The 13,144-nt window shown below is 69.0% G+C and carries 16 protein-coding genes; 8 read left to right on the forward strand and 8 right to left on the reverse strand.

The annotated features are described in order from the left end of the window. Window positions 1-15 precede the first annotated feature (15 nt). Window positions 16-1,902: an ABC transporter ATP-binding protein gene (locus tag ACWIDW_RS13125; protein WP_454125762.1), complete on the reverse strand. Its 1,887-nt coding sequence runs from the start codon at window positions 1,900-1,902 to the stop codon at window positions 16-18. Between the two features lie 150 nt (window positions 1,903-2,052). Between ACWIDW_RS13125 and ACWIDW_RS13130 the strand changes: the two genes are divergently transcribed. Together ACWIDW_RS13130 and ACWIDW_RS13135 are read left to right on the forward strand one after the other, a co-directional pair. Next, window positions 2,053-3,528, forward strand: coding sequence for a DHA2 family efflux MFS transporter permease subunit (locus tag ACWIDW_RS13130; RefSeq protein ID WP_454125763.1), 1,476 nt, complete (start codon window positions 2,053-2,055; stop codon window positions 3,526-3,528). A gap of 41 nt (window positions 3,529-3,569) precedes the next feature. Then, a complete protein-coding gene (locus ACWIDW_RS13135; protein WP_454125764.1) occupies window positions 3,570-4,154 on the forward strand; it encodes a carboxymuconolactone decarboxylase family protein in 585 nt (194 codons plus the stop codon). Between the two features lie 5 nt (window positions 4,155-4,159). Here the strand turns inward: ACWIDW_RS13135 and ACWIDW_RS13140 are convergent, their stop codons facing one another. After that, the gene (locus ACWIDW_RS13140; RefSeq protein ID WP_454125765.1) at window positions 4,160-4,339 is read right to left on the reverse strand and encodes a hypothetical protein; all 180 of its coding nucleotides are present in this window, start codon (window positions 4,337-4,339) and stop codon (window positions 4,160-4,162) included. A gap of 104 nt (window positions 4,340-4,443) precedes the next feature. On the opposite strand from ACWIDW_RS13140, the gene ACWIDW_RS13145 reads away from it, so the two are divergent. Both ACWIDW_RS13145 and ACWIDW_RS13150 read left to right on the forward strand, forming a co-directional pair. Next, complete coding sequence (locus tag ACWIDW_RS13145; RefSeq protein WP_454125766.1) at window positions 4,444-4,929, forward strand: DUF6328 family protein; 486 nt, start codon at window positions 4,444-4,446, stop codon at window positions 4,927-4,929. A gap of 142 nt (window positions 4,930-5,071) precedes the next feature. Further along, window positions 5,072-5,362: a Fe-S cluster assembly protein HesB gene (locus ACWIDW_RS13150; protein ID WP_454125767.1), complete on the forward strand. Its 291-nt coding sequence runs from the start codon at window positions 5,072-5,074 to the stop codon at window positions 5,360-5,362. 68 nt (window positions 5,363-5,430) lie between these two features. On the opposite strand, the gene ACWIDW_RS13155 is transcribed toward ACWIDW_RS13150, so the two are convergent. After that, a complete protein-coding gene (locus tag ACWIDW_RS13155) occupies window positions 5,431-6,003 on the reverse strand; it encodes a Dps family protein (protein ID WP_454125768.1) in 573 nt (190 codons plus the stop codon). 176 nt (window positions 6,004-6,179) lie between these two features. Here ACWIDW_RS13155 and ACWIDW_RS13160 point away from each other — a divergent pair, with 176 nt between their 5' ends. Then, window positions 6,180-6,746, forward strand: a complete 567-nt coding sequence (locus ACWIDW_RS13160; protein ID WP_454125769.1) for a 1-acyl-sn-glycerol-3-phosphate acyltransferase — start codon at window positions 6,180-6,182, stop codon at window positions 6,744-6,746. Window positions 6,747-6,753: 7 nt separating this feature from the next. Next, window positions 6,754-7,224 carry a GNAT family N-acetyltransferase gene (locus ACWIDW_RS13165; RefSeq protein ID WP_454125770.1) on the forward strand — a complete coding sequence of 157 codons (471 nt, stop codon included), beginning with the start codon at window positions 6,754-6,756 and terminating at the stop codon, window positions 7,222-7,224. A 4-nt stretch (window positions 7,225-7,228) separates the two neighbouring features. Here ACWIDW_RS13165 and ACWIDW_RS13170 read toward each other — a convergent pair whose 3' ends face one another. Further along, window positions 7,229-7,798, reverse strand: a complete 570-nt coding sequence (locus tag ACWIDW_RS13170) for an alpha/beta fold hydrolase (RefSeq protein ID WP_454125771.1) — start codon at window positions 7,796-7,798, stop codon at window positions 7,229-7,231. 111 nt (window positions 7,799-7,909) lie between these two features. Here ACWIDW_RS13170 and pdxH point away from each other — a divergent pair, with 111 nt between their 5' ends. Next, complete coding sequence (gene pdxH / locus ACWIDW_RS13175) at window positions 7,910-8,524, forward strand: pyridoxamine 5'-phosphate oxidase (protein ID WP_454125772.1); 615 nt, start codon at window positions 7,910-7,912, stop codon at window positions 8,522-8,524. Beyond that, window positions 8,521-9,216 carry a mismatch-specific DNA-glycosylase gene (locus ACWIDW_RS13180; protein WP_454125773.1) on the forward strand — a complete coding sequence of 232 codons (696 nt, stop codon included), beginning with the start codon at window positions 8,521-8,523 and terminating at the stop codon, window positions 9,214-9,216. Before pdxH ends, ACWIDW_RS13180 begins: the two co-directional genes overlap by 4 nt. Here ACWIDW_RS13180 and ACWIDW_RS13185 read toward each other — a convergent pair. The 4 genes from ACWIDW_RS13185 to ACWIDW_RS13200 all read right to left on the reverse strand — a co-directional run bounded on the left by ACWIDW_RS13185 (window position 9,202) and on the right by ACWIDW_RS13200 (window position 13,071). Continuing rightward, window positions 9,202-10,782 (reverse strand): cryptochrome/photolyase family protein, encoded by a 1,581-nt coding sequence (locus ACWIDW_RS13185; protein WP_454125774.1) that lies wholly within the window; start codon window positions 10,780-10,782, stop codon window positions 9,202-9,204. The genes ACWIDW_RS13180 and ACWIDW_RS13185 overlap by 15 nt on opposite strands. 34 nt (window positions 10,783-10,816) lie before the next feature. Further along, window positions 10,817-11,428 carry a dihydrofolate reductase family protein gene (locus tag ACWIDW_RS13190; RefSeq protein WP_454125775.1) on the reverse strand — a complete coding sequence of 204 codons (612 nt, stop codon included), beginning with the start codon at window positions 11,426-11,428 and terminating at the stop codon, window positions 10,817-10,819. A gap of 77 nt (window positions 11,429-11,505) precedes the next feature. Further along, window positions 11,506-12,330 (reverse strand): DNA-formamidopyrimidine glycosylase family protein, encoded by an 825-nt coding sequence (locus ACWIDW_RS13195; protein ID WP_454125776.1) that lies wholly within the window; start codon window positions 12,328-12,330, stop codon window positions 11,506-11,508. Between the two features lie 60 nt (window positions 12,331-12,390). Further along, a complete protein-coding gene (locus tag ACWIDW_RS13200; RefSeq protein WP_454125777.1) occupies window positions 12,391-13,071 on the reverse strand; it encodes a hypothetical protein in 681 nt (226 codons plus the stop codon). Window positions 13,072-13,144 lie beyond the last annotated feature (73 nt).

Here is a 13,144-nt window from a genome sequence, read left to right on the forward strand (position 1 = left end):
AAGCGTCGGTGGCGGTCAGCGGCCGGAACCGTCGACGATGCGCGCCGACGCCATCTGCTGCGCTGCCAGCGTCGAATAGAGCCCGCCGCTGGCGAGCAGCTGCGCGTGCGTACCCGATTCGACGATGCGGCCGGCCTCGACGACGTGGATCACGTCGGCGTCGATCACGGTCGACAGGCGGTGCGCGATCGACAGCGTCGTGCGACCCTGCGCGGCGGCATCCAGCGCCTCCTGCACGACCCGCTCCGAGACGGTGTCGAGAGCCGAGGTCGCCTCGTCGAGCAGCAGCACCGGCGGGTCCTTCAGCAGCACGCGTGCGATGGCGATGCGCTGCTTCTCGCCACCCGACAGCCGGTAGCCGCGCTCCCCCACGACGGTGTCGTATCCCTGGTCGAACGACGTGATCACGTGGTGGATGTTCGCCGCGCGGCACGCGCGCTCGAGTTCGTCGTCGGTGGCATCCGGCTTCGCATAACGCAGGTTCTCGCGAATCGTCGCGTGGAACAGGTACGTCTCCTGCGAGACGATACCGATCCGGTCGATGATCGACTCCTGGGTCAGCGTCTTCACGTCCGCCCCCGAGAACGCGACCGTGCCGCCCGACGCCTCGTACAGGCGAGGGGCGAGATACAGGATGGTGGTCTTGCCGGCACCCGACGGCCCGACGAAGGCGACGTGCGTGCCCGGCTCGGCGACGAACGAGACGCCGTCCAGAGTCGGGCGCGCCTCGGCCGGGGCGTCCGGATAACGGAACACGACGTCCGTGAACTCGACGCGCCCGCTCGGCCCCGGCGCATCGGCGACGTCGATCGCGCCGGGCGCATCCTGGATCTGCGGCACCATGTCGAGGTACTCGAAGATGCGCGCGAACAGCGCCGCCGAGGTCTGCAGGTCGAGCGCCACACGCATCAGACCCATCAGCGGCATCAGCAGCCGCGCCTGCACGGTCGTGAATGCGACGATCGCCCCGGCGGTGATCTCGGTGGCGCCTCCCACGAGGAAGAAGCCGGCGACGAGGTAGACGATCGCCGGCACGCTGGCCATGATCACCTGAACGACCGCGAAGAATCCCTGACCGCTCATCGCCCGGCGCACCTGCAGCCGCACCTGGTTGCGGTTCTCGGCCTGATAGCGCACCGACTCGGTGCGCTGGCGGTTGAACGACTTCGACAGCAGGATGCCCGAGACGCTCAGCGTCTCCTGCGTGATGCTGCTCAGCTCCGACAGCGACTCCTGCGTCTCGCCGGCGATGCGCGCGCGCACCTGCCCGACCCGGCGCTGCACGAGCACGAGGATCGGCATGAGGATCACGGCGATGAGCGTGAGGCGCCAGTCGATCAGCACCATCGCGACGAGCGACGCGATCACCGTCACGGTGTTGCCCAGCACGCTCGTCACGGTGTTGGTGAGCACACCCGACACCCCGCCGACGTCGTTCTGCAGCCGAGACTGGATCACTCCGGTCTTCGTGCGCGTGAAGAATCCGAGCTCCATGGCCTGCAGGTGCTCGAACAGTCGCACCCGCAGGTCGCCGGTGACCTCGTTGCCGACCGTGGATGTGAGCCAGGTCTGCGTCACGCCCAGCACGGCCGACAGCAGGAACAGCCCGATCGTGATGCTCACCAGCGTGGTGAGCAGCGGGATGCGCGGCCCGCCGCCCTCGAGGGGGAACAGCGCGTCGTCGAAGATGCGCTGCACGAGCAGCGGGGGGATGACGGCGACGCCTGCCCCGACGATCACCAGCAGCGCGGTGAGGGCGAGACGCCCGCGATACGGGGTGAACAGCGCGACGACGCGGCGACCGAGACCGGGCACGGTGGGTGCCGCCGCGTTCATGCGCCGCTGCGCGGCCTCGTCCACGCCGCGGAAGACCGCGCCGCGTCCTCCGCCGCCCATGCTCATCTCTTCAGGCTAGTCCGCGCAAGGCGGGGGCATACCGCTGGACTCGCAGGGGTTATGATGGACGGTTGTTCTTCTCGACCGGCGTCGGCCGGCCGTGTTCTGCTCCATAGTCGGAGCACTTTCGCCGTTCCCATCCCCTCGAGGAGAGCCATGCCCACCGTCCACACCGGGTCCACTCCTGTCGTGCGTCCTTCTGCCGGCCTCATCCCCGCGAAGGACATGGCCGTGATCTGGGTGCTGCTCGCCGCCGCCTTCGTCGCGATCCTCAACGAGACGACGATGGGCATCGCGATCCCGCACCTGATCACCGATCTCGGCATCACCCCCATCGCGGCCCAATGGGTCACCAGCGCGTTCATGCTGACCATGGCCGTCGTGATCCCGATCACCGGGTTCCTGCTGCGTCGCTTCACGACGAGGCAGATGTTCCTCGGAGCGATCACGCTGTTCTCGACGGGAACGCTGATCGCCGCGCTCGCGCCGGGGTTCGTCGTGCTGCTCGTCGCGCGCGTCGTGCAGGCATCGGGAACGGCCATCATGATGCCGCTGCTGATGACGACCATCATGAACCTGGTACCCGCGTCGTCGCGTGGCCGGATGATGGGCCGGGTGAGCATCGTGATCTCGCTCGCTCCGGCGATCGGACCCACGATGTCGGGCTTCCTGCTCGACCACTTCGGATGGCGGGCCATCTTCGTGGTCGTGCTGCCGATCGCCCTGATCGCGATGTTCATCGGGTGGCGCTGGCTGACGAACGTCGGCGAGACCGTCTACGCCCCGATCGACCTGCTCTCGGTGGTGCTGTCGGCATTCGGTTTCGGCGGGCTCGTGTTCGGCCTGAGCCAGATCGGCGGACTCGGCAACGGCGCCAGCTGGGCGCCGATGGCGATCGCCCTCGCGATCGGCGTGGTCGGACTGGCGCTGTTCCTCTGGCGTCAGGTGCTGCTGCAGCGCGACGATGACGCACTGCTCGACCTGCGCGTGTTCATCTCGCGTGATTTCTCGCTGTCGATGATCCAGATGTTCCTGCTGTCGCTCGCGTTCTTCGGCAGCATCACCATCATCCCGCTGTTCCTGCAGGATGCCCTGCAGCTGAAGGCACTCGAGGCCGGACTCGTCGTGCTGCCCGGCGCCCTGGCCATGGGCCTGCTGGGCCCGGTGATCGGTCGCATCTACGACAGCCACGGCACCCGCATCCTGCTCATCCCCGGGTCGATCCTCGCGGCGTCGATGCTGTGGCTGTTCACGACCGTGACCGTCGGCACCCCGATCTGGCTCGTGCTCGGTGCCCAGACGCTGCTGTCGGTCGGCCTCGCCCTGTCGTTCACCCCGCTGTTCACGGCATCCCTCGCGTCGCTCAAGCCGAAGTTCTACTCCTACGGCAGCGCGGTCATCGGCACCGTCCAGCAGGTCGCGGGAGCAGCGGGGATCGCCGTGATGATGGCCGTCTTCACCGCCATCGTCAACGCCGGCGGCGGCACCGAGGTGCCCGGAGCCGTGGCGGCGGGCACGCGCGCGGCGCTCACCATCGGCGCCGTCATCGCGACGGTCACGATCGTCGGCGCATTCCTGATCCACAAGCCCGACGACGAGGGCGACGGCGCACCCGCACACGGCGCTCACTGACGCTCTTCCGCCGGGGCGGGCGGCGGAGTACCGTCCGCTTCATGATCATCACCACCCCGGCGCCGGAGGGCGCCAGCGGCGCCGTCGCGCAGATGTACGGCGACGACCTCGCCGACGACGGCTTCGTGCATTCCTACACCGCCGCGATGGCGGTGAACCCCGAGGCGCACGAGGCGTTCGTCGCCCTGGTCAGAACCGTGGTCCCCTCGATCGGCGTCCGGATCTACGAGGCCGCCACGCTCGGCGCCGCCCGCGCCATCGGGTCGGCGCACTGCCTGCTCGCGCATGGACGCAAGGCACTGTCCGCGGGCGTCGTCGATGAGGCGGGCCTGCGGTCTTTCGCCGACGACGACGATTCGGCGTTCACCGACGCCGAGCGTGCTGTGATCCGGTACGCCGCGCGGCTGTCGTCGTCACCCCAGGAGATGACGGATGCCGACGCCGAAGCGCTGCGCGCGCACGGCTTCTCCGACCGGCAGATCGTCGACATCACGCTCGCTGCGGGGCTGCGCAATCACTTCAGCCGTTCGCTGATGGCGCTGGCCGTGCCGCTCGATGACGATCCCCTCCTCGTTCCCGAGCTCGCCGCCGCGCTGCGTCATCGCGCGCGACGTCGCGACGAGTAGACGGTTCAGTCCGCGTCGGCTCCGGATGCCCGGGCATCCCCCGCGTCGATGCTCGTCGACTGCGCGGGCGGCAGGGCGCAATGCCCGTCGGCGCACACGCCGGCAGCATCCGCGCCGATCAGTCGAAGTCCCGGTGGTGCGGTGAGGATGCGCGACGGGATCTCGGACGCCTGGTTCTCGGGCATCCCTCGATGCTACGCCACCGCACATCCACAGGCTCGAGCGAGGCAGATCACGCCGGCGCAACCCTCTCGTTCCGCCTCGGGGCGGGCGTGTAGCGTCGGATCTCATGAACGATCCGCAGGCCGACGCCCAGCACGACGGGCGTGACGAGACCGCCGCCGAGCGTGCCGACCGCAACTGGGAGGAGCTCATGCAGGAGCTGCGCGTCATGCAGACGGGCACGCAGATCCTCACCGGCTTCCTGCTGGCCGTCGCCTTCCAGCCGCTGTTCCGAGATCTGACCGACCCGCAGCGCCTTCTCTACATCGTGCTGGTGCTGCTCGCCGCGACGGCGACCATCCTGGCCCTCACGCCGGTCGGGATGCATCGCGTGCTCTTCGCGAAGGGCCGCAAGGCCGAGCTCGTGCACGCGTCGCATCGGATCGTGAAGGCCAACATGGTCGTGATCGCGGCGCTCACGGTCGGCATCACCGTGCTGATCATCGACTTCACGTTCAACCACGTCTTCGCCTTCATCGCGGGCGGGGTCGGTCTCGTCGTCATCCTGCTGCTGTGGCTCGGGCTGCCCCTGCTGCTGGGCCGCGATCGCTGAACGCCCGCCGTCCGTGCCACTGGCACCTTCGTGTGAAACCCCTCAGAGTCCCTCGCTGAGCTTGAACCGAGCGGACGGGTGCGGAATCGTGGCACGCACATCGCGCCGAACGGTGCGGTGTCCGCAACCGGAAGGAGAGCCGATGCTCACCCTGACCGAGAACGCAAACACGATCGCGGCGACCATCGTCGCCCAGCAGAGCACGACGCCGGATGCCGGACTCCGCATCCACGCGTCGGGCACCGAGGCCGAGCCCCGCTTCGCGGTGACGGTCGCGCCCACGCCCGAACCGGGCGACTCCATCATCGGTGACGAGGACATCCGCGTATTCCTCGAGAAGGCCGCCGCCGCCGCTCTCGACGACAAGGTGCTCGACGCCTCGGTCGACGAGCAGGGCGCGGTGTCGTTCAGCCTGCTGCCGCAGCCGGCCTGAGTGCCGCCCACCAGCGAGGGCCGTCACCCGATCGGGTGACGGCCCTCGCTGCGTCTGTGCGACCCGGGTCACGTGGCAGGCGTGCGGTTCTCCGCGCTGACCATCCACGCGAACTGCTCGAGCTTCTCGATGATCGCGTGCAGGATGTCGGCCGACGTGGGATCCTCTTCGTCGACCTGGTCGTGCACTCGGCGCATGGTCGCCACCGTCGCCTCGAGCCGCACGGTGATCAGGTCGATCGTCTCGGTCGTCGAGACCTCGCCCGTCGGGAAGTCCGGCAGCGTGGTCGTCTTCGCGACCGTCGCGCTGCGTCCGTCCGGAGCCGCGTGCAGCGCGCGCATGCGCTCGGCCACGGTGTCGCCGAAGCCGCGCGCCGCCTCGATGATCTCGTCGAGCTGCAGATGCGTGTCGCGGAAGTTGCGGCCGACCACGTTCCAGTGGGCCTGCTTGCCCTGCACCGACAGCTCGATGAGGTCGACGAGCACTGCCTGAAGGTCGCGGACCAGATCGGGCGACGCCTGGAAGCCCTTCTCGGCGTTCTCCAGCGGCGTGGTCTCGGCGGCATCCTTTGCCTTCGCCGAGTCCTTCGTCTTGGTGCCGGAGTTCTTCGACTTCTGGGTCGCGGTGCTCTTGGCTGCCATGAATACCACCTCTGTCTTCTGCGCGACGTTGCGGGTCGCGCGGTCGGTTGTGTGTTCGGCCCGACGCTAACACCGGCGTCCGTGCCTGCTGAGGGGGTTGATTTCGCGGCGTCGACCCACCACCCGTCGCCGACGGCATGCCGTCGCCCGCATACCGCCTGTCGTAGCGTGGAGGGATGCTTCGACGCCTGATCGCGCGGGCCTTCTGGCTCTGCAGCCGCTGGACTCTCCGCTCCGAACCCGCGCCGACCACCCCGACCGTGCTCATCGGCGCCCCGCACACCTCGAACTGGGACTTCGTGCTGATGCTGGCCATCGCCTGGCGCCTGGGCATCGACGTGCGGTGGCTGGGCAAGAAGAGTCTTTTCCACGGCTGGCGCGGTCCGCTCATGCGCGCGCTGGGCGGCATCCCCGTCGACCGCGACGATCCCGGCCGCGTCGTCGACGACGTGGTCACGATGGCACGACGTGGCGAGGTGTTCGGCCTCGTCGTCACTCCCGACGGCACCCGTCGGGGCCACAGGCACTGGAAGTCGGGCTTCTACCGGATCGCCCGTGAGACCGGGGTGCCCGTGACCCTGGGCTACGTCGACCGCACGACCATGACGACCGGCCTCGGTCCGACCCTCGAGCTCAGCGGCGACATCCCGGCGGACATGGACCGCATCCGCGCGTTCTACGCCGACAAGGCGGGCCTGCGCCCCGAGCACCGCGTCGAGCCGCGCCTGCGCGAAGAGGGATGATGGGGGTATGCCCTCTCTCGACGTGACGTACGACCGGATCTCGCCCGACGACGCCGGAGAGGTTCTTACCCTGCAGCGCGCGGCGTTCGTGTCGGAAGCGCAGATCTACGGAAGCGCCGACATGCCGCCGCTCACGCAGACACTCGAAGCAGTGCAGGCTGAGCTCGTCGGCTGCTACGGCTGGACGGCTCGTGTCGACGGCAGGCTCGTCGGCGCGCTGCGTGGGCGCGTGGAGGAAGATCTGCTGCTCATCGGCAGGATCGCGATCGCCCCTGACCTGCAGGGCGAGGGAATCGGCCGCGGGCTTCTGGACGTGGCTGAGCGCGAGAGCGGTGCCACGCAGGCGGAGCTGTTCACCGGCAGCCTGAGCGAAGCGAACATCCGTCTCTACGAGGCCTGCGGCTACCGCATCAGCGAGCGGGTGCCGCAGGACGACGGCACCGAGCAGATCTTCATGCGCAAGGATCTGCGCGGCTGACCGATCAGTCCCAATCGAGGTACTCCTCGATCACGACGGCGGTCTCGATCGGGTGCGTCGCGACGAAGTAGTGATCGGCCCCGGGGATGCGGGTGATGGTCGCACGCTCAGGTGCGGTCGCCTGCAGCGTCTCGGCGTTCACGGCGGGGGTCACGTCGTCGTTCTCGGCCTGGATGATCAGTACCGGGATGCCCGGGGCGAGGGGGATCTGCTCGTCTTCGACGCCCAGCATGAGCAGACCGTTGACGCGCTCGGGATGCTCAAGCGCGAACGTGCGCGCGATGGTGCTGCCGTGCGCGTGGCCGCCGATCCAGGTGTCGTCGATGCCGAGTTCTTCGATCACGTCCGCCGCGTCGGCGGCGCGGTCTGCCGGGGTGATGCCCGAGACTTCGGCGCGGGAGCCGATGCGCACGACGCGGAAGCCGGCCTCTTCGGCGAGGTAGTGCGAGATGACCCCGAGGCCGTCAGCCTCGAGGCTGCGGTCGGTGACCAGCACGAGCGTGACAGGGCCCTCACCCTCGTCGACGAAGGGGACGGCGCGGCCTTCGGGCTCGAAGGTGCTGGGCTGGGTCACGATGTGTGCTCGCTTCCGGTCGGTCGATGGCGCGTCGTTGGCCTCTCCCAGCGTACCGGGAGGTGATCGCCGGCGAGCAGTCACCAGCGCCGCATGGGGCACCATGGGTGCATGCCTCTTGCCAAGCCGCCTGCGACTCCCTTCCCGCTCTTCGACGAGTGGTTCGCCGAGGCGCGCCGCGCCGAGGCATCCGACCGTCCGTTCTCGGCCACGGCCATGACGCTGTCCACAGTCGCGCAGGTCGGGGATCAGTGGCATCCGCGTTCGCGCATGGTGCTGCTGAAGGACTGGGACGAGCGGGGCTTCGTGTTCTTCACCCACGTCGACTCCGACAAGGGCCGTGAGCTCGCCGCGTGCCCGCACGCAGCGCTGGTGTTGCACTGGCCCGAACTCGAGCGGCAGATCCGGATCGAGGGGGTGGCGGACCCGGTCACCCGCTCCGAGGTCGAGGCGTATCACGCCACCCGTCCGCGCGGGTCGCAGCTGGGCGCGTGGGCGTCGCGTCAGAGCAGGCCGATCGCCGACCGAGCGGAACTGGAGGCCGCGGTCGCCCAGGCCGAAGCGCGCTTCGCGGATGCCGGGGTGCCGGCGCCCCCGCATTGGGGAGGCTTTCGGATAGAGCCCGAGCGGATCGAGTTCTGGCAGGGTCGACGGTCGCGCCTGCACGACCGTCTCGTCTACCGTCGCGGCGAGTCCGGCTGGACGACGGAACTGCTGGCCCCGTGAGCGCTTCCCGCGCTGAGGCCGTCGGACTCCCGGCCGACTGGTCGCCCTGGCGTGCGCCGTCGCCACTCGACGGCAGACGACCCGGCCCCGCCGATCTTGCGCACGCGGCGGCCGCGGGTCTCGGCCGCGACGACGTGCTGCCCTACCCGACCGACGAGGAGTCCGCGGGCCGCGTGCGGCTGCTGATGGTCGGCATCAACCCCAGTCCGTGGACGGTCGCCGTGAACGCGCCCTTCGCGCGTCCGGGGAATCGATTCTGGCCGTCGCTGGCCACGGCCGGCCTCACCGACGAGGTGGTCGACGCCTCGCGCGGCCTGTCGCCGGAAGACGAGCGGATGCTGGCCGAGCGCGGCATCGGCATGACGAACCTCGTCGCCCGCCCGACGGCACGCGCCGACGAACTCGAGGCGCACGAGCTGCGCGCCGGCGGACGCCGTCTTCTGGACCGGGTGCGGGTCCTGCGCCCGCATGCGGTCGCCGTCGTCGGCGTCACCGCGTTCCGCACCGCGTTCACCGTGCCGCGAGCGCGCATGGGCGCGCAGGAGGCAGATGCGCTCAGCGGATGGCCGGAGAAGATGCCGCTGTGGGTGGTGCCCAACCCGAGCGGCCTGAATGCGCACGAGACGGTCGAGAGCCTCGCGGAATGGTGGCGGAGGGTGTGGGCGGCGGGCGCGCCGTCATCCGCGCCGTAGCGAGACGGCCGCGCTGCGCGACAGCACTGCGGCCGCCCGTTCCCGGTGCGATGCGAGCTTCTCGGCATCCATCTTCTCGAGCAGCCGGGCGATCATGCGCGAGCGGGGATTGCGAGCGAACACGTCTCGATGATCGTCGACGAAGGTCCAGTACAGCGCGTCCCAGTCAGCCTCCCACTCGCCGTGCGGCAGGTCCGACATCTTGCGCAGATAGTTGCTGCCCGACACGTACGGCTTCGTGGTGATGGCCTCGCTGGCGGCGAACTGGCTCATCGCGTAGACGTTGGGCACCATGACCCAGTCGTACGCGTCGATGAACATCTCCATGAACCACCGGTAGACGTCGTCGGGGTGCACGCGCAGCAGACTCATCGCGTTGCCGAGCACCATCAATCGCTCGATGTGGTGCGCGTAACCGGTGCGCAGCACGCTCGAGATGACGAGATCGACCGGAGCCAGCCCGGTGCGGGCACCCCACCACCCCTCGCCGAGCCCATTCGAGTGCGCGAGCACGTTCGACGTGCGCAGCTCGATGCCCCGCACCCGATACGTGGCGCGCATGTACTCGCGCCAGCCGATCACCTGCCGCACGAAACCCTCGATCGAGGCGAGGGGCGTGTGAGCCCCCATCCCGTCGAGCACCGCCTGCACCACCTGTCGAGGATCGAGCAGCCCGATGTTCACTGCGGCCGAGATCAGGCTGTGATTGATGAAGGGGTGCATCGACGAGATGGCGTCCTCGTACGGGCCGAAGTCAGCCAGTCGGTCGGTGACGAACTCGGCGAGGTGCACGCGGGCTTCTTCGGCCGTCGTCGGCCAGGCGAACAGCTCAGGGTCCCCGGGAGCATCCGGGAACTCCGCACGCACCCAGGCGATCGCGGCGGCGACGTCCGGATCGCGGTCGATGTGAGGGATGCCGTCGCCCTCGCCCCCGAAATCGAGCATCCCGCCGGAATTGTCGGGATGCGTCACCGCGCGGAAGCGTTCGGGTGTGGGCGGTAGGTATCCGCGCGGCAGCTTCTTGCGGTTCTCGGCGTCGTACGACCACGCTCCCCCGGCGGGTCGGCCCTGATCGTCGACGAGGATGCCGAGTCGCCGCCGCTGCCAGATGTAGAAGTCCTGCATGCGCGCGCCGTGCCGACCGAACCAGTCGTCGACGTCAGCACGAGTCGTGAGGAAGTTGGGCGTCTCGAGCTCGTCATCCGGGTGGGCCTCGTACCCGCCATCGCGGAGCGCCGAATGGATGTCGCGTTCGAGCCACTCATCGACCGGATCGAACCAGGTCACGCTCGACGGGGCGCGCCGGACGACGAGTGCGGCCAGCTGTGCCCGGCTGTTCTGCTCGGCTGAGCTGCGCAGCACCGCGGTCTCGAAGCCCGCGTCGCGCAGCCGGCGCGCGAAGGCATCCATCGACGCGCGATGCAGCACGAGCTTGTGGGAATGGAAGGCGTACTGGCGCAGCAGCAGGTCGTGCTCGACGAGCACCATCACGGTGCCGTCGTCGGCGTCCAGGTGCTCGGCGAAGAGCTGGTGCGGGAAGATGAGCCGCAGCGCGGCGTTCGTCACGGCGAATGCCCCTCGCACGCGCACCGCAGCCTGATCATGCAGCCAGCGTAGACGCCGGTGAGCGATGAGAAGCGCGCGCTGGCGTCACCGCCCGGTAGTGCAGCAGGGTGAATCCGTTCTCGAAGACGCGGCTCTCGACGAGCCGCAGATCCAGATGCCCATCGACGGGAAGCGCTCGCAGTCCGCCACCGAGCACCACCGGCACGATGAAGAAGCGGAAGTCTTGCACGAGGCCCGCCCGGATCGCGGGCGCGGCGGTCGTCGGCCCGAAGATCTCGACCTCTCCGGGTGCACGCTCGACGATGCGCGAGATCTCATCGAGGGTCAGGTCGGGAACCAGCCGGTGATTCTCGCGCGTCATCTCCTCCGCGGTCAGCGTCGACGACGCGGCGACGATGTCGATGCCCTGCCACAGCCGAGCGAACTCCCGCTCGTCGTCACCCCAGTCCTCCCCCTCGGGCTCCGCCTCCCAGTAGTGCATGAGCTCGTAGGTGCGACGCCCGAGGATCTCGGCGGAGATGGCGGCCATCCGCTCGACGTGAAGCCGGAACACCTCTTCGCTCGGCGCGCCGAACTGGAAGTCGCCGTCGGGGCCGGCCGCATACCCGTCGATCGAGACGGTCGCGGTGAAGCTCAGAGTTCCCATGTCTCATGGTCGCGCCGTGCGGTCGGGTGCGCAATCACGTCTGCGCATCCGTCGAACCGCAGGTCGGCGAGCTGTCCTCAACCGCCGGTGCTCTCGCCCTGGCAGTGCGGACAGGACTGTGCGGATGCGCCCGAGAAGACCTGATCGACGATCGTCGTGCCGCACACGGGACACGGTTCCCCAGCGCGTCCGTGCACGAGCATCGACTCGACCTTCGCCTCTTTGAGTCGCTCAGGCGGCAGGCCTCGGCGCGCCTCGACGGCGGTGCGCATGACGTCGACGACGGCGCCGAGCAGCCAATCCCTCGACGCCTCGTCGAGCTCGGCGGCATGCACCGCCAGGGGCAGCCGGGCTCGATGCAAGATCTCGTCGGAGTAGGCGTTGCCGATGCCGGCGAGTGATCTCTGCTCCTGGAGCAGGGCCTTGATCTGCTTGCGGCGGCGGCCCAGTGCCCGCTCGAGGTCATCGCGGATGAAGTCCGGCGACAGCGGATCGGGCCCGAGCGCGGCGACGGCCGCCACGTCGCTCGGTGAGTCGACCACGGAGACGGTGACGCCGAGGAAGTCGCCGGTGTCGACGAGCTGGATCACCGCGTCATCATCGAGCGTGAGGCGGGCGACCTCAGGCGCAGGCTCATCAGGCGCGGAGTCACCGACGACCTGCCAGCGGATCCATCCGTTCCGTCCGAAGCCGATCATCAGCCAGCCGTCCGTCGTCTCCACCCCGACATGCTTCCCGAATCGCGCTATCCCCTCGATCCTCGAGCCGATGAGCGACGCCGGTGGCCGCGCACGCGTCTTGACGACGCGGAACTCGGCGACGTCGACCGAGGCGATGGAGTGACCGATCACCCGCTCATCGAGGAACTCGACGAGCACCTGCACCTCCGGAGACTCGGGCATGCGGCCATCCTTTCACCGGTCGGCGACGCCGGCCATCCCCGTCGACGCGGTCACCATTCATCAAGAGAAGAGCTGACGCAGCGCGTCCAGGTCTCCGGCGTCGACCACCTTCTGCACCGCGTCGATTGTCACCTGGTTCGAGAACATGGGCCTCAACGTGCGGTTCCACACCCTCCGCACGGCGTCGACATCGCCGGCGTCCACGGCCCTGCCGGCTTCCTCGATCGCCTGCTGGTACGGGATCTGCAGGAACCCTTCAGGCGCGTCGCGAGGACTGTAGTAGTCCACCCAGGGAGTGTCGGGATTCGGTGTGAGCCAGAGCACCTGGCCGGGGTGGATATCCCGCCGGTGATTCATCGAGCTGATCGTCGGGTACGCGCAGAGCCGTTCTGCGACGACGGCCTCGACGTCGCCCGGCGCGACGGTGTAGGTGACAGGCGTGCCGTTCTCGTCGACGCCCACCTCCCCCTGCGCGAACTCTCGCGCGCCTCGGTCCCGGAGAGTTCCCTGGCGCTTCCAATACAGACCGTCGCTATCGCCGATGACCTCGGACAGACGCCTGCAGGCTTCCGCCTCCGTCGATTCCGGCGTCGGCGCCGGTTCTGCGACCGGCTTGGTGACCGCTGTCGAGGTCGGAGACGGTTCGGCCGCTCGAGTCGGGGCTGTGGTGGTGCACCCGGCGAGCAGTGTCACGGTCAGCCCGAGTGCGGCCACGGCGACGGGAAGCCTGGCTGTGATCATGACGCCATGTTGGCAGAACGTCCGTGCGCCATCCACCAGGTCTCGCGGCATGGAGCATCTGCCTCGAGCCCGA

The sequence above is a fragment of the Microbacterium sp. NPDC055312 genome (assembly GCF_053645675.1).

Coding starts and splice junctions, on each gene's coding strand:
- ACWIDW_RS13125 (WP_454125762.1), bottom strand. CDS start 1,902: ATGAGCATGGGCGGCGGAGGACGCGGCGCGGTCTTCCGCGGCGTGGAC.
- ACWIDW_RS13140 (WP_454125765.1), bottom strand. CDS start 4,339: ATGCCCGAGAACCAGGCGTCCGAGATCCCGTCGCGCATCCTCACCGCA.
- ACWIDW_RS13155 (WP_454125768.1), bottom strand. CDS start 6,003: ATGGCAGCCAAGAGCACCGCGACCCAGAAGTCGAAGAACTCCGGCACC.
- ACWIDW_RS13160 (WP_454125769.1), top strand. CDS start 6,180: ATGCTTCGACGCCTGATCGCGCGGGCCTTCTGGCTCTGCAGCCGCTGG.
- ACWIDW_RS13145 (WP_454125766.1), top strand. CDS start 4,444: ATGAACGATCCGCAGGCCGACGCCCAGCACGACGGGCGTGACGAGACC.
- ACWIDW_RS13165 (WP_454125770.1), top strand. CDS start 6,754: ATGCCCTCTCTCGACGTGACGTACGACCGGATCTCGCCCGACGACGCC.
- ACWIDW_RS13135 (WP_454125764.1), top strand. CDS start 3,570: ATGATCATCACCACCCCGGCGCCGGAGGGCGCCAGCGGCGCCGTCGCG.
- ACWIDW_RS13195 (WP_454125776.1), bottom strand. CDS start 12,330: ATGCCCGAGTCTCCGGAGGTGCAGGTGCTCGTCGAGTTCCTCGATGAG.
- ACWIDW_RS13130 (WP_454125763.1), top strand. CDS start 2,053: ATGCCCACCGTCCACACCGGGTCCACTCCTGTCGTGCGTCCTTCTGCC.
- ACWIDW_RS13200 (WP_454125777.1), bottom strand. CDS start 13,071: ATGATCACAGCCAGGCTTCCCGTCGCCGTGGCCGCACTCGGGCTGACC.
- ACWIDW_RS13150 (WP_454125767.1), top strand. CDS start 5,072: ATGCTCACCCTGACCGAGAACGCAAACACGATCGCGGCGACCATCGTC.
- pdxH (WP_454125772.1), top strand. CDS start 7,910: ATGCCTCTTGCCAAGCCGCCTGCGACTCCCTTCCCGCTCTTCGACGAG.
- ACWIDW_RS13190 (WP_454125775.1), bottom strand. CDS start 11,428: ATGGGAACTCTGAGCTTCACCGCGACCGTCTCGATCGACGGGTATGCG.